This is a genomic window from Nonomuraea sp. NBC_00507 (genome assembly GCF_036013525.1).
GTDB lineage: Bacteria > Actinomycetota > Actinomycetes > Streptosporangiales > Streptosporangiaceae > Nonomuraea.
The window spans coordinates 1,016,538-1,032,130 of sequence record NZ_CP107853.1 but is presented as its reverse complement, the minus strand read 5'-3'; the positions used below and the strand labels follow the sequence as shown (position 1 = coordinate 1,032,130).

Below are 15,593 nucleotides of genomic sequence, written 5' to 3'. Positions count from 1 at the left end.
CGTGGGGGACGCTCGCCGGGCGGTAAAGACCGCGTCGCGGTTTAGTCGTGACGGGTTATGCGGAATGATTGCGCCGGGCAACCCCGCGTAATCGTGAGGTCACTATGGGTGTCGAATCGCCACAAAGCGACGCAGAGCTCCTGCAGGCCGTCAGGGAGGGCAACGCATCCGCTTACGGGCAGCTCTACGAGCGCCACGTCGCCGCGGCCCGTGCGCTGGCCCGGCAGCTCGTCAAGAGCACCGAGGCCGAGGACGTGATCGCCGAGGCGTTCACCAAGATCCTCGACCTGGTCGGCAGGGGCGCGGGTCCCGAGGCCGGCTTCCGCACCTACCTGCTGACCGTGGTGCGGCGCACGGTCCGCGACCGGTCCAGGATCGAGGGCCGCCCACTGAGCACGGAGGAGATCGAGGACTACGACCCCGGGATGCCGTTCGTGGATCCCGCGCTCATGGGGCTGGAGACGTCGCCGATCGCCAGGGCATACCTGTCGTTGCCCGAGCGGTGGCGGGCGGTGCTCTGGCACATCGAGGTGGAGCGGAGCAAGCAGGCCGAGGTGGCGCCGCTGCTGGGGCTGTCGGCCAACGGCGTGGCGGCGCTGACGTACCGGGCCAGGGAGGGGCTTCGGCAGGCTTACCTGCAGCTGCATCTGGGCACGCAGCCGCGGCCCGAGTGCCGTCCCGTTCTCGGCAAGCTGGGCTCCTACGTCAGGGGCGGGCTGACCAGGCGCGACGCCAAGGCGGTCGACGAGCATGTGAGCGGCTGTGAGGAGTGCCACGGGGTCCTGCTGGAGCTGGGCGATGTCAACCGCGGGCTGCGGGTCATCGTCGGACCGCTGATCGCCGGGCCGCTCTTCGGCGGCTACGCTGCCGCCCTCGCCAAGCCGGCGGTCGGCGGGCGCGTGGGCGGGTTGCTGCGGGTCTCGGCGTGGCTGTGGCGGGCGCCCAAGCACCAGCAGGCCGCGCTGGCCGGTGGCATGGCCGTCGTCCTCGCCGCAGCCATCGCGCTTCTGCTGATATCCGAGGCACGGCCGATCGACACGCCCGAGCCCGCGCCGATCGCCCAGCCGCCGCCATCGGCGCTGCAGGCGCGGCCCGAGCCCAGAGAGGAGCCCGCGCGGGTCCCGCCGCCGGCCAAGACCGAGCGGCAGCCGGGCAAGGCGAGGCTGCGGGCCACGATCGACCCGCTCGGCGCACTCGTACGCGCTCAGCCCGGCATCGTCGGCATCCGCCTGCGCAACGACGGCGACGCGCCCAGCCAGGCCTTGGCGGCGACCGTGGACCTGCCGCGGGGCGTGCGGCTCATCCCGGCGGCACGCCGTCACCAGACCGCCTCCCTCGCCGGGCCCGTGGGCACGGTTGACGGCTGGGCCTGCCGCCCGGCCGGCGGCGGCGCGCGGTGCACCAGGGAGTCGCTCGCGGCAGGCCAGGGCACGGCGGTGTTCCTGCGGGTCCTCGTCGCCGGCGAGGCGCCGGAGGGCGCGGGGCCCGCCGTGCGCGTCGAGGCCGGCGCGCTGCGGGTCACGGCGCGGGCCGAGGAAGGCGTACGCGCGTCCGGGGCGCCGGCCAGGTTCGCCACCGAGGGCAAGGTGACCGTCAGGGCGATCGGCAACTCGCTGCTGACCTGCCCCGAGGAGCTGGCGGGCTGCGTGCCCGCCCGGCGGCGCGAGGGCGACCAGCGCGACAACGACCTGTGGCCGATGACCGCGCTCGACCGGGACGGCGCGGCGGACACCACCTCCTCCAGCGCGGCCGAGCTGTCGCTGCCGAAGGGCAGCCGGGTCGTGTGGGCCGGGCTCTACTGGTCGGCGAGCGGCGAGCGGGCCGGGCCCATCAAGGTCCGCCCGCCCGGGCGGCCGGATTACGTGCCGGTCCGGCCCTCTCACGTGGCCGTCCGCGAGCTCCCCGCCGGCCCCGTCTACCAGGCGTTCGCCGACGTGAGCCGGCTGGTCGCCGGCGTACGCAGGAGCGGCACATGGTGGGCGGCCGACGCGCCGATGGAGGAGGGGGTGGCGCGGTATGCCGGCTGGAGCCTGGTGCTGATCGTCGCCGACCCGTCGGAGCCGTACAGCCAGGCCGTTGTGCTCGACACGGCCACCGTGATCGGCGGCCGGGCAGGGCGTGTACGCCTACCGCTCGGGGGCCTGACCCCCGCGGCCGCTCCGGCCAGGCTCGAACTGGTCACCTGGGAGGGCGACGCCGACCTCGCGGGCGACAAGGTCTCGCTCGGCTCCGGCGCCCTCACCCCCGCGGGCGGCGACCGCGATCCCGCCAACGTCTTCGACGGCTCGTCGAGCGGTGCCGCGGACATGGCGTTCGGGGTCGACGTCGACACGGTCGGCGCCGAGCTCGGAGTGGATCCGGGACTGACGATCGCCACGGACAAGGACGTCGTCCTGTTCGGGGTCGCCGCATTGAGCGTGCGTGCGCGCTCGTGACCGCGAACGGGACAAACTGGTACGGTCTGCCTAGACGGTCTGGTGCATCGGCGGGCAGGCGTCGAATCGTCGGCATTAACCCTCGCACGATCACCAGCTTTCATTACCCTGAGAGAGGGCCGCCGAGTCCGGTCTCTGACGGTGCAGAGCCAGCAAGGTCGGACCACCAGGAAAGGGGCGGTGTCAGTGGATCGCTGTGCGCTGTTCGTAGACGCCGGCTATCTGCTGGCTGATGGCGCGATGGCCGTGCACGGCACGCGTCATCGCGAAGCGGTCGCCTGGGATTACCCGGGCCTGCTCCAGCTGATGACCAGCCTGTCGCGCGAGCGCACCGGCCTGCCGCTGCTTCGGTGCTATTGGTACGAGGCGACGGTCGAAGGCCGCCGCACGCCGGAGCACGACGCGTTGGCCGACATACCCGGACTCAAGCTCAGGCTGTCACGGATCAGGCCGGGCCGTCGCGAGGGCGTCGACGCCCAGGTCCACCGTGATCTCATGACGCTCGCCCGCAACAACGCCATCTGCGACGCGGTGGTCGTGAGCGGGGACGAGGACCTGGCGCAGGTCGTGTGCGACGCGCAGGACCTCGGCATCAGGGTGAGCGTCATCCACATCGCGGCCGACGGCGGCTGGGCCGTCTCCCGCTCGCTCCGGCAGGAGTGCGACGATCTGGTCGAGGTGGGCTCCGCCCACCTGCGGCCTTACGTCTCCCTGGTGACCGGTGTCACCGAGTCGGCCTCCAACGGGCACCACCAGCCGCTCAGCAACGGTCAGGCCACGCACTCGCTGCCGCCTTCGCCGTCCTCCTCCCTGCCTCCGTCCTCGTTGCCGTCGTCACTGCCCCCGGCCACGCCGTCCACCGGCAGCCATGCCGCGGGCTCGTCATCCTCTTCCACGTCGAGCAGCCAGCCGTCCTCCAACGGGCCGGTGTCGTCGGGGCGCGGGCACGCGTCGTCGACGCCGCCCTCGTTGCCCACCTATGCCAGCTACCAGCAGGCGGAGCAGCCGTCGGCCCCGGCGACCGGGCCCATGCAGGCCCAGCAGTCAGCCCAGTCGCCCAGCACCGGGCAGTTCGCCTCGCCGTCGAGTGGGGGCACTTACCAGCCGTCGCAGCTGGGGCCGTACACCGGGCCGCAGCCCGCGCCCGTCACGCCGCCACCCGCCGCGACCGCGGGCGCCACCACGCTGTCCGACGCGGTCAAGGCCGCCCACCGGGAAGGGCACGACTTCGGCGAGTCCGTGGCCAGGGACGCGCCGGCGCTGTGGCTGGAGGCGGTGCTGGCCCGCAAGCCGCGCATGCCGTCCGACCTGGAGGCACGGCTGCTTCAGGGGTCGTCGTTGCCGATCGATTTCCTGCTGCATGATGAGGTACGGCACGCGTTGCGGCGCGGCTTCTGGGACGCCCTCGAACGCGCCCGCCACTGACCCACCCCTTCTGTCCCGTCGGCACGTCTTCCTCCGGCCGCGCTCCGCCGCCTTCCGGCCACCCCTCGCCTGCGCCGTGCCGTGTTGCGCGTGCCGTGTTGCGCGTGCCGTGTTGCGCGGGCCGTGCCCTATCCCGCCGCCCCGGCGTCATGAGGGTGCGCCCGTGTCGCCTGGGCGACGCGCTGCTGGCCTGCGCTGCGGCGTCCCGGGAGTGTGCCGGGTCAGGACAGGGCGTCGAAGCCGGCGCGCAAATGCGTCAGGCGGTCGGTGAGGTCCGAGAGCGGCGCGGCCAGCGCCGGGTCCTGGGACTTGCGGGCCAGCTCCCGAATCCGGGCCAGCTCATCCTCCACGGCCGTCAGCCGCCGCGACAGCTCCGGCAGCACCGACGCCTGATCACCGGCCCCGGCCGGCAGCTCGCCGGTGAGCCGGTCGCGGAGCAGGGACGCCTGCTCGGCCAGCCGCTTGTTCATGTTGTAGAGCTCGGTGAACACCGACACCTTCGCCCGCAACACCCACGGGTCGAACGGCTTGGTCAGATAGTCCACCGCACCTGCCGCGTAGCCGCGGAAGGCGTAGTCGGGCGCGCTGTCCACCACGGTCAGGAAGATGATCGGAATGTTCCTGGTCCGCTCGCGCCGCTTGATGTGCGCAGCCGTCTCGAACCCATCCATGCCCGGCATCCGCACGTCGAGCAGGATGAGCGCGAACTCGGTGTTGAGCAGTGCTTTCAGCGCCTCCTCGCCCGACCGGGCGCGTACCGGCACCAGGTCGAGCGAGCTGAGGATGGCTTCAAGCGCGATGAGGTTTTCCTCGCGGTCGTCTACCAGGAGGATCTTCGCTCGCTCCGCCATCGATCACGACCCTTCGGCTGATGAGTCAGAAGTGGCCCCTCGGCCGCGGCTCAGCCAGCCGCGCAGGCGCTCGAGCAGGCGGTCGACGTCGACCGGCTTGGGCACGTAGTCCGACGCGCCCGACGCGATGCTCTTCTCCCGGTCGCCCCGCATGACCTTGGCCGTCAACGCGATGATCGGCAGGTCGGCGAACTGCGGCATGCGCCGGATCGCCGAGGTCGTGGCCCAGCCGTCCATCTCTGGCATCATGATGTCCATCAGCACGAGCGCGACGTCCTCGTTTCGTTCGAGCTGCTCGATCCCCTCCCGGCCGTTCTCAGCGTAGACGACTGTAGAGCCGTGTCGCTCCAGCACGCTGGTCAGCGCGAACACGTTGCGGATGTCGTCGTCCACGATGAGGATCTTCGCGCCGCTGAGCGGGTCGTCACCCTGCCACTGGACAGGCGTCTCGATCGGCGGCTCGACCAGCTCGGGCATCGGCAGATCGAGCGGCATCGGCGGCTCGGGCACGGTGACGGTGGCAGGCTCGTCCGCGGGCGAGGCCATCAGCTGCCGACGTCCCGCGCTCCCGTCCGTGGCGGCCAGCGGCCCGGTGTACGAGGCCGGCAGGTAGAGCGTGAACGTGCTGCCCTTGCCGAGCTCGCTGTCCACGTGGATCTCGCCGCCGAGCAGCCTGGCGATGTCCCGGCAGATGGCCAGGCCCAGGCCCGTGCCGCCGTATTTCCTGCTCGTCGTGCCGTCGGCCTGCCGGAACGCCTCGAAGATCACGTCCCGCTTGTCTGGCGCGATGCCGATGCCGGTGTCGATCACCTGGAACGCCAGCAGGTCCCTGGCGTCGTGCAGCGTATCGTCGTCGAAGTCCACCCCGGGCGGCGCCACCGCGACCCGCAGCTTCACCTCGCCCCGCGGCGTGAACTTCACCGCGTTGGACAGCAGGTTACGCAGCACCTGTTGCAGCCGCTGCTCGTCGGCGCGCAACTCGTTCGGAACATCGGATTCGACGTCCACGCTGAACGACAGGCCCTTGTCCTGAGCGAGTGGCGCGAACGCCGCTTCGAGCAGATCGACCATCTTGGGCAGCGACACCTGGATAGGGTGGATGTCCATCCGGCCCGCCTCGACCTTCGACAGGTCGAGCATGTCGTTGATCAGCTGGAGCAGCGCCGATCCGGCGCTGTGGATCGTACGGGCGAACTCGACCTGCTGCGAGGTCAGGTTGCCCTCGGCGTTCTCGGTCAGCAGCTTGGCCAGCACCAGCAGGCTGTTGAGCGGCGTGCGCAGCTCGTGCGACATGTTCGCGAGGAACTCGGACTTGTAGCGCGAGGACACCGCGAGCTGCTCCGCGCGCTCTTCCAGCGTGCGGCGGGCCTGCTCGATCTGGAAGTTCTGGATCTCGATCGCGCGGTTCTGCTTGGCCAGCAGCGCCGCCTTGTCCTCCAGCTCGGCGTTGGACCTGCGCAGCTCCTCCTGCTGGCGCTGCAGCTCGTCCGAGCGCTCCTGCAGCTCGCGGGTGAGCCGCTGCGACTCGGTCAACAGGTCCTCGGTGCGGGAGTTGGCGATGATCGTGTTCATCGTGACACCGATGGTCTCGACGAGTTGCCGCAGGAAGTCCAGGTGCACCTCGCCGAACGGGGTGAACGAGGCCAGCTCCAGCGCGCCGAGCACGCGGCTCTCGAACAGGATCGGCAGCACCACGATCTGCGCGGGCGTGGACTGGCTGAGCCCGCTGTCGATGGTGATGAACTGGGGCGGCACGTCGTCGAGCACGATGGGCCGGCCTTCGGCCGCGGCCTGGCCGACGATGCCCTCGCCGATCGCGAAGCGCTGACGCGGCGCCCGGTCGGGACGCACGCCGTAGCCGCCGATCAGCACCAGCTCGTGGTCGCCCTCGGGGTCGATGCCGTAGAAGGCGCCGTAGCGGGCCGACACCAGCGGCGTCAGCTCGCTCATCGTCAGCTTGGCCACCTCGTAGAGGTCGCGGTGGCCCTGCATGAGCCGGGAGATGCGGGCCAGGTTGGACTTGAGCCAGTCCTGCTCCTGGTTGGCCTGGGTGGTCTCGCGGAGGTTGGCCACCATCGAGTTGATGTTGTCCTTCAGCTCCGCCAGCTCGCCCTGTGCCTCGACGGCGATCGAGCGGGTCAGGTCGCCGCGCGCCACGGCGCTGGTCACGGTCGCGATCGCACGCACCTGCGTGGTGAGGTTGCCGGCCAGCTCGTTGACGCTCTCGGTGAGCCGCTTCCACGTGCCCTCGACGCCCTCGACCCGGGCCTGGCCGCCCAGCTGGCCCTCCGAGCCCACCTCGCGGGCGACTCGGGTGACCTCGGAGGCGAAGGACGACAGCTGGTCCACCATGCGGTTGATGGTGGTCTTCAGTGCCAGGATCTCGCCCTGGGCGTCCACGTCGATCTTGCGCATGAGATCGCCGTTGGCGACCGCGGTGGTCACCTCGGCGATGTTGCGCACCTGGTAAGTCAGGTTGTTGGCCATGAAGTTGACGTTGTCGGTGAGGTCCTTCCACACACCGGACACGCCCTGCACCCGCGCCTGGCCGCCCAGCTGGCCCTCGGTGCCCACCTCGCGGGCGACTCGGGTCACCTCGGAGGCGAAGGACGACAGCTGGTCCACCATCGTGTTGAGGGTGTCCTTGAGCTGCAACATCTCGCCCTGGGCGTCGACGGTGATCTTCTTCGACAGGTTGCCCTGGGCCACCGCGGACGAGACGGCCGCGATCTGGCGCACCTGAGAGGTCAGGTTGTTGGCCATCGAGTTGACGTTGTCCGTCAGGTCCTTCCAGACCCCGGACACACCGCGGACCTGCGCCTGGCCGCCCAGCTGGCCCTCGGTGCCCACCTCGCGGGCGACTCGGGTCACCTCGGAGGCGAACGACGACAGCTGCTCGACCATCGTGTTCATGGTCGACTTGAGCTCCAGGATCTCGCCCTGGGCGTCCACGTCGATCTTGCGGGTGAGGTCGCCGTTGGCGACGGCCGTGGTCACCTGGGCGATGTTCCGCACCTGATAGGTGAGGTTGTTGGCCATGGAGTTGACGTTGTCGGTGAGGTCCTTCCAGACGCCCGACACGCCCTTCACCTCGGCGCGGCCGCCGAGCTTTCCTTCGGTGCCGACCTCGCGGGCCACGCGGGTGACCTCGTCGGCGAAGGAGGACAGCTGGTCCACCATCGTGTTGAGGGTGTCCTTCAGCTGGAGGATCTCGCCCTGCGCGTCGACGGTGATCTTCTTCGACAGGTTGCCCTGGGCCACCGCCGTCGCCACGGTCGCGATGCTGCGCACCTGAGAGGTCAGGTTGTTGGCCATGAAGTTGACGTTGTCCGTCAGGTCCTTCCAGACCCCGGACACGCCGGTGACCTGCGCCTGGCCGCCGAGCTGGCCTTCGGTGCCGACCTCGCGGGCGACTCGGGTGACCTCCTCGGCGAAGCCGGACAGCTGGTCCACCATGGTGTTGACGGTGTTCTTCAGCTCGAACATCTCGCCCACGGCGTCGACCGTCACCTTGCGGCTCAGGTCGCCCTTGGCCACCGCCGTGGTCACGACCGCGATGTCGCGCACCTGCGCGGCCACGCGCGAAGACATCGTGTTGACGGCCTCGGTGAGGTCGCGCCAGCTGCCCGACATGCCGCGCAGGTTGGCACTGCCGCCGAGGCGGCCCTCGGTGCCGGCCTCGCGGGCCACCCTGGTCACCTCGGAGTTGAACAGCGCCAGCTGATCCACCATGCCGTTGATGGCCTTGCCCAGGCGGCGCACCTCGCCACGGGCCGACCGGTCGAGGTCGATGCGGCGCGAGAGATCACCCTTGGCGACCGCGTCGATCACATCGGCCGCGCCGCTCACCGGGCTCACCAGGGCCTCGATCAGCTGGTTGACCGACTCGACGCTCTCCGCCCACGCGCCCACGCCGGGGCCGGGCGTCAGCCGCTCGCTGAACCGGCCCTCCTTGACCACTTCCTTACGGACGCGTACGAGCTCGTTGGACAGATGCTCGCGACGATCGGCCACCTCGTTGAGCAGCAGCCGTATCTCGCTGAGAATGCCGGGAGGCGCATGAGGCACCCGACGCCGGAAGTCACCGTCACGCCAAGAGAAAAGGGTCTCCAGGACGGGCACGAGATCCGATTCGGTGTACGTCCTCTCCTCGGGGCTTAGCGCGGCCTTGGCCGTGGTCATGGGGCCTCCTTCACTCGCTGCCTGCCTCGGCGAGTGATTCAAGTCTGTCACGATGAGTAGCTCGTAGTCCTGTCCTTGGATTTACCCCAAGTCAGTGGGAAGTGTGGTAGGCACGGTGGGATGACTGCTTCTCCCCATGCGGTGCTGGCCGCGACGTTCGCGCCCGGCGAGACCGCTGTGACGGCTGCGATGAGGTTCACGCGTGAGGTGATGACCGCGTGGGCCACTGGTGGCGTGCTCCATACTGCCGAGCAAGTCGCAGGGGACTTGGCCGAGCAGGTCGCTGACGAGCCATTTGAGGTCATTTGGAAGCATTTCGGGAACGCTGTACAGATCGAATTCCGGCAACGAAGCGTCTCCCAGAGTGATCCGAAAGCTCCTTCCTCGAACGTGGAAGAGTGGGGAGTCACCTTCGCGGGCGATTCCCGTGTCCATTGGGCTAGGCTCACGCTACCTGGCTCCGTGGACAGGGTGGCAGCCGAATGGCTGGAGGAGAGGTCCACCGGACCTCATTGGCTGGGGTTCCTGGCTGACGCGAGCGACTTGCTGGCAGGCACTCTCGACCCCGACATGGTGCCGGCGATCATCGCCCAGATTGTGGTGCCGAGGTTGGCGAGTTGGTGCGCCGTCTACACCTCCGACGGCGCCGCCGGACCGCTGCGGCTGGTCTATCTGTGGCATGCCGACGAAGCCAGGATCGACGGGCTGCGCGAGCAGCTGGCGGACATGGACGTCGGGGCCGCCGGCACCAGCGTCACCTCCACCCTTCACCTGGCCGACTCGCAGGTGCTGGCGGTGCCGCTGACGGCGCGCGGGCGCAGTCTCGGCATGATGTGCCTGGGGCGGCCCGACCGGTTCCGTGACGACGTCATCCAGTTCGCCGACGACATCGGCAGGCGCGCCGCGCTTGCCATGGACAACGCCAGGCTCTACGCCCAGCAGGCCGCCGCCAACCGGGCGCTGCAGCGCAGCCTGCTCCCGCCCAACGAACCCGACGTGCCGGGGCTCGACTACGGTGTCATCTACGAGCCCGCCGGCGAGGTCAACGAGGTCGGCGGCGACTTCTACGACCTGTTCAAGGCGGGCGACGACTCGTGGCGCTTCGCGATCGGTGACGTCTGCGGCACCGGCCCGGAGGCCGCGGCCGTGACCGGCCTCGCCCGGCACACGCTGCGGCTGCTGGCGCGGGAGGGATATGGGGTGGCCGCCGTGCTCGGCCGGCTCAACCAGGCGATCCTGGAGGAGGGGGAGCGGGCCAGGTTCCTCACGCTGCTGCACGGCGACATCACCCCCGTGGAGACCGGTCTGGAGGTCCGCCTGGTGTCGGCGGGGCATCCCGAGGCGCTGCGGCTCAAACCGAACGGCAAGGTCGAGACCGTCACTACGCCGCAGTCGTTGCTCGGGGTCTTCCATGAGGTCGTGTTCGAGGCCGACACCCTCCATCTCGACCACGGCGACGTGCTGCTGGCCGTCACGGACGGGGTGACCGAGCGGCGCTCCGGCGGTCGCCTGCTCGACGACGACGGCGGCCTGGCCAAGCTGCTCGCCGAGTGCGCCGGGCTGTCGGCCAGGGCGGTGGCCGAGCGCATCCGCAGGGGCGCGGCCGAGTTCGCCTCCGAGCCGAGCGCCGACGACCTCGCCATCGTGGTGCTGCGCGCACGCTGACGCGTGGGCGGCGTGGTGCTCGATGAGGACCTCCCGATGTACGGCGGTGCGCGCGATCGTGACAGCGGTCAGGCCCGACGGTCAAGACTGTCGGGCCTGCAAGTCCTTACAACCTGTCAACCTCAGTGTGCATTCACGTGCTTTCGCGCGAATTCGAGCTGCACCGCGATCTGCGCGATCCGCTCCGACACCACGAGCGAGCCGCGAATGGCGTCGTAGGTGTAGACCTCATGCTCGCGGCCGTGCTCGGCAAGCGTGGCCACGTACTTCTCGATCTGGCGGAGCGGGCAGCGCGTGTCGTTCTCGCCGGCGAGGATCAGCAGAGGGGCCTTCACCTGGTCGGCGTACGTGATCGGGGAGCTGGTGGCATACCGCTCGGGCTGCTCGTCGGGTGAGCCGCCGAGCAGCGCGCGGTGGTAGGCGCGCAGGCTCTCGGCCTCGTCCTCGTACGAGGTCTGGTGGCAGGCGATCGGGACCGCCGCGATGCCGGCCGCCCACAACTCGGGTTGGGTGCCGAGGCCGAGCAACGTGAGATAGCCGCCCCACGCCGAGCCGGCCAGCACCAGACGGTCCGGGTCGGCGATGCCGCGCTCGATCACGCAGTGGCGTACGGCGGCCACGTCGGCCAGCTCGATGTGCCCCACGTCGCCGTGCAGCGCGTCGCGCCAGGCCGAGCCGTAGCCGGTAGAGCCGCGGTAGTTGACCCGCACCACGGCGAAGCCCGCGTCCACCCAGGCCGCGACGGTGGGCGAGAACGCGTCGCGGTCGTGTGCCGCCGGCCCATGGTGCAGCAGGAAGACCGTGGGGTGGGGCGCGGTGCCGGTCTCCGGTTGGGAGATCAGCGCGTGGATGCGGCCGCCCTCGCCCTCGACGTCGATGTCCTCGAGGGGCACACTCGGCGGCGCCGGCGGCCCACCGGGGTTGATCACGACCTGTCCGGTGCTGGAGCGGATGACCGGCGGGCGGGAGGCACTGGACCAGGAGTATTCGACGTGGCCGCCGGGCCGGGGAGCCGCCTCGTCGATCACGCCGTGCGGCGTGTCGATGAGGGTCAGGCCGCCGCCGGCCAGGTCGTAGCGGTGCAGGTAGCTGCGGGCCCGGTCCTCGCGCAGGATCAGCAGGCCGCGGCCGTCGTCGTACCACTCGGCGTCCAGGTCGCCGGAGTCCTTCAGCCAGATCTCGCGCTGTTCGCCGGTCACCGGGTCCCAGACCAGGGGCTCGTGGCGCTGGCGGCGCTCGTGCAGGGCGAGCAGGCGGCGGTCGCCCACGACAGGGGCGAAGTGGAGCCCGAGCACGCCCTTGCCGGGGCCGTCGTACAACTCGCTGACGGTCTCGCCGTTGGCACGGACGACGCGGAGCGCGGGGTGACGGAAATCGCCGTACTCACCGTGATTTATCGCTATGAGCGAGCCGTCGAGGGACATGTCGCACACCCAGGCGGCCTCGGTGTGCTCGTAGAGCAACCGGTCCGGCTCGCCCTCGCGTACCAGGTGGATGCGGAAGGTGCTGTCGCTGGCCAGGCTGATCGCCGCGACGCCGGTCGTGGACAGCGCGATGCCGCCGGGCTGGCCGGGCGGCAGGCTCGGGGCCACCGGCTCGTCGGGGCCGCCGGTGAACGGCTGGCGCCACCATCCGCCGAACTCGTCGCCGTCGGTGTCGGCGAACCAGTAGATCCACTGGCCGGTGGGGTCGATGGCGGCGTACGCGGTGCCCTTGGGCCGGTCGGTCACCTGCCGGATGGCGCCCGTCACGCGATCCCAGGCGTAGACCTCCCACGTTCCCGTGGCGTTGGAGCGGTAGATGGAGCGGTTCGGAGCCTGACGTGCCCAGGAGGGCAGCGTCATGCGCGAGGCCCGGAACCTGGCCTGCCAGCGTTCCTCCGCCTTCATCCGGCGCGCCCCCTCCCATTGCTGTCCCGCGTGTCCCGGCTCGGGATGCCGTCCAGTATTGCGCCTACGCCGGGGAAATACGTCAGGAATGTGGGGGAATTTCGGTCTAAATACCCCATCAGTAACACCAGTCGCACACGTCCGTCAAGGAACAGGACTTGATCGGGGTGCGGGCTCGAAGGTAGATAGGTGAAATGCCGCGTGCGTCACTACTTTCTGCCGACTTTTCGCGACTTCTGCGGCTTCCGTGACTTTCGCGGCATTTCGGGAGACATATCCCGCGATGCGTTGCTCAAGGTCGGCCACGTCGGCGTGCCAGGCACTCGGGCCCATCCCGACCACCTGGGCGATGTCCTCGGGGCTCAGCTCCATGTCGAACTCGATCGAGCGCCGCCCGGTCTCCGCGAAGCCCTCCATGCTGCGCGCGACCCTGCGCTCCTTCTCCTCGTCCACGGAAAGCAGTCCCAACTCCTCGACCAGCGGGCTCAGATGTGTCCGCGCGGGCGTGACGACCACCACGACGCCGTCCGGCCGCAGGATCCTTCTGAACTCGGGCCCGTTTCTGGGCGCGAAAACGTCGATCACCACATCGGCCACCCCATCCCGGATGGGGAGAGGCCGCCACACGTCGGCCACAAAGGCTCCCGCCCTCGGATGCACCCGCGCCGCCCGGCGTACAGCGTGCTTCGACACATCGAACGCCATCCCGATGCCATCGCTCACGGCATTGAGCACGGTCGCCAGATAGTGTCCGGTTCCCGTGCCGGCGTCGACGATCACCGGTGCGGTCCTGCCCTCCGCGCGGCGACCCTCGACGTTGTCCCGGTCTGACACAGGACCTCCTGCTGGTCCCACGCCGTAACCGGCCTCCATTCCCGCCCCACGGTACGCCTTCAGCACGCTGCCGTCATTCGTTTCGGTGGACGACTCGCGTTCTAGTGGACCGTTCTGCCCTGATGTGTGCTCCAGCACGCTGTCGGCCACGGCGGCGGCGAGCGGGGCGTAGTGCCCCGCGTCGAGGAACTCGGCCCTGGCTGCCACCATCGCCGCGCTGTCGGCGGTGCCCGGCGGTCTGGAGCCGACGAGGAGGCTGACGTATCCCTGCTTGGCCACGTCGAACGCGTGCCCGTCGGCACACCGCAGCGCCTGCTCCTCCAGTCGCACGCCGGCGCGGCATACGGGGCAGACGAGGTATTCGACGATGTCAGCCAGCATGTGCCCATTCTGGTCCACCGCCACGGAGTTACCTATCGGGGCTGGAGAGCGGTGCCGAAGGGGAGCAGCCGTCCCCAGACGTCAGGGATGGTTCGGGTGAGCTCCGTGGGCGAACCGCACGGTGATGGACAGGCCGCCTTCGGGACGCGCGCTGGTGGTGAGGGTGGCGTGGTGGGCTTGGGTGACGGCATTGACGATGGCGAGGCCGAGGCCGTAGCCGTCGCGGTGGCCGTGACGATGGGGCGCCAGTTTCTGGAAGGGTTGGAAGAGCCGCTGGATCTGGTTGCCGGGGATGACCGGCCCGCTGTTGGTGACCGTCAGGGCCACCTCCGTGCCGGAGGTCTGAGTGGTGACCTTTACGTGCCCGTCCGGGCGGTTGTGGCGGATGGCGTTGTCGATGAGGTTGGCGACGAGGCTTTCGATCAGTCTGGGGTCCCCGGCCGTCACTGCGGGCGTGAGGTGTTCGGCGAGGTCAATGCCTGTCTCCGTGGCTTGGTCGCGGCGGGAGGCGAGCACTCCTGCGACGATCTGGGTGAGGTCGAGGGCGTCCCACCGGGTGACGCCGCACTCGCTGGTGGCCAGAGCGAGCAGCGCTTGGAGGAGTCGCTCCTGGTGTTCGCCCAGAGCGAGGGCCTCCCGGCAGACCGAGCGCAGGGCCTCGGCGTCGGCGTCGGGGTCGGCGAGGGCGACTTCGAGGAGGGTACGCAGGCCGGCGAGCGGGGTGCGCAGCTCGTGGGAGGCGTTGGCGACGAAGTGGCGTTGGGCGTCGAAGGAGGCTTGAAGGCGGGCGAACAGGTCGTCGAGGGTGTTGCCGAGTTCGGTCAGCTCGTCCGCAGGCTCGCCGAGGTCGAGGCGCTGGTGGAGGTTTCCGGCGGAGATGATTTTGGCGGTGGTGGTGATGGCGCGCAGCGGGTGCAGGAACCGGCCGGCGACGTACCAGCCGAGAGCCAGGGCGACGGGAATCAGTATGACCAGGGCGACGGCGGATCCGGTGAGGAGTTGGGGCAGGCTGATCCCGGGCCCTGCTTCGGCGATCGTGCCGGATGAGGAGGGGCCTTTGGGCGTGGCCATGTGGATGCTGGCCAGCGGGACGTTGACGAATATGAGCACGAAGGTCCCGGCGGCGTAGATGCCCGCCGCGTAGGCGAGCGCGAGCCGCGTCTGCAGGGACCTTCTGGTGAGCGACTGGGAGGTCATGACGGTCCGATGCGGTAGCCGCCTTCGCGGATGGTCTCGATCACGGGCGGGTCGCCGAGCTTGGCCCGTAGCCGGTGCATGGTGTGCTTCACGGCGCTGCTGAAGGGGTCGGCGGCCTCGTCCCAGACGCGTTCGAGCAGTTCCTCGGCGGAGATGACCAGCCCGGGTACGGCGAGTAGGCATTCGAGCAGGCCGAACTCCCTGGGGCTCAGCTCAAGGCGCCGGCCGGCCCGGAACGCGACACGGCGGGCCGGATCGAGGGTGATGTCCCCGCATGTCAGGGTGGGCGGTAGCGGCGGGGTGGCGCGGCGGGCCAGGGCACGAACGCGCGCGACCAGTTCGGCGAACGCGAACGGCTTGGGCAGGTAGTCGTCGGCGCCGAGGCTGAGCCCGTCGACGCGGTCCTCGATCGTGCCGGAGGCGGTGAGCATCAGTACGCGGGTCTCACAGCGGCCGTGGGCGAGTCGCCCGCAGATCTCGTCTCCGTGGACGCCGGGCAGGTCGCGATCGAGGATCACCACGTCGTAGCGGGTGGCGGCCAGGCGGTCGAGGGCGGCGGTTCCATCCAGGACGACGTCGACGGCCATGCCCTCGCGGCGCAGCCCGGTTCCGATGGAGCGGGCGAGGACCTCGAAGTCCTCGACGACGAGGACCCTCACCGCCCCTCACCGCCAGTCATCGTGTGGCCGAATCTGCCGCCGGGTCGAGGTGCCATGCTTCGACGATGCCAGATC

The 15,593-nt window shown here is 70.0% G+C and carries 9 protein-coding genes; 3 read left to right on the top strand and 6 right to left on the bottom strand.

Annotated elements, in window-relative coordinates:
- The first annotated feature begins 104 nt into the window (after window positions 1-104).
- Window positions 105-2,435, top strand: coding sequence for a sigma-70 family RNA polymerase sigma factor (locus OHA25_RS05370; protein ID WP_327586497.1), 2,331 nt, complete (start codon window positions 105-107; stop codon window positions 2,433-2,435).
- Window positions 2,436-2,621: 186 nt separating this feature from the next.
- A complete protein-coding gene (locus tag OHA25_RS05365; protein ID WP_327586496.1) occupies window positions 2,622-3,860 on the top strand; it encodes an NYN domain-containing protein in 1,239 nt (412 codons plus the stop codon).
- Window positions 3,861-4,081: 221 nt separating this feature from the next.
- Here OHA25_RS05365 and OHA25_RS05360 read toward each other — a convergent pair whose 3' ends face one another.
- Together OHA25_RS05360 and OHA25_RS05355 are read right to left on the bottom strand one after the other, a co-directional pair.
- A complete protein-coding gene (locus OHA25_RS05360) occupies window positions 4,082-4,711 on the bottom strand; it encodes a response regulator (protein WP_327586495.1) in 630 nt (209 codons plus the stop codon).
- Between the two features lie 3 nt (window positions 4,712-4,714).
- Window positions 4,715-8,893 (bottom strand): HAMP domain-containing protein, encoded by a 4,179-nt coding sequence (locus tag OHA25_RS05355; protein WP_327586494.1) that lies wholly within the window; start codon window positions 8,891-8,893, stop codon window positions 4,715-4,717.
- A 462-nt stretch (window positions 8,894-9,355) separates the two neighbouring features.
- Between OHA25_RS05355 and OHA25_RS05350 the strand changes: the two genes are divergently transcribed.
- Window positions 9,356-10,558, top strand: a complete 1,203-nt coding sequence (locus tag OHA25_RS05350; protein WP_327586493.1) for a PP2C family protein-serine/threonine phosphatase — start codon at window positions 9,356-9,358, stop codon at window positions 10,556-10,558.
- Window positions 10,559-10,680: 122 nt separating this feature from the next.
- On the opposite strand, the gene OHA25_RS05345 is transcribed toward OHA25_RS05350, so the two are convergent.
- The 4 genes from OHA25_RS05345 to OHA25_RS05330 all read right to left on the bottom strand — a co-directional run bounded on the left by OHA25_RS05345 (window position 10,681) and on the right by OHA25_RS05330 (window position 15,518).
- Window positions 10,681-12,447, bottom strand: a complete 1,767-nt coding sequence (locus tag OHA25_RS05345) for a S9 family peptidase (RefSeq protein WP_327586492.1) — start codon at window positions 12,445-12,447, stop codon at window positions 10,681-10,683.
- 144 nt (window positions 12,448-12,591) lie between these two features.
- A complete protein-coding gene (locus OHA25_RS05340; RefSeq protein ID WP_327586491.1) occupies window positions 12,592-13,662 on the bottom strand; it encodes a putative RNA methyltransferase in 1,071 nt (356 codons plus the stop codon).
- Between the two features lie 81 nt (window positions 13,663-13,743).
- On the bottom strand, window positions 13,744-14,859 hold the full coding sequence (locus OHA25_RS05335) for a sensor histidine kinase (protein WP_327586490.1): 1,116 nt from the start codon (window positions 14,857-14,859) through the stop codon (window positions 13,744-13,746).
- On the bottom strand, window positions 14,856-15,518 hold the full coding sequence (locus OHA25_RS05330) for a response regulator transcription factor (protein WP_327586489.1): 663 nt from the start codon (window positions 15,516-15,518) through the stop codon (window positions 14,856-14,858). The genes OHA25_RS05335 and OHA25_RS05330 overlap by 4 nt, the downstream gene beginning before the upstream one ends.
- Between the last annotated feature and the right edge of the window lie 75 nt (window positions 15,519-15,593).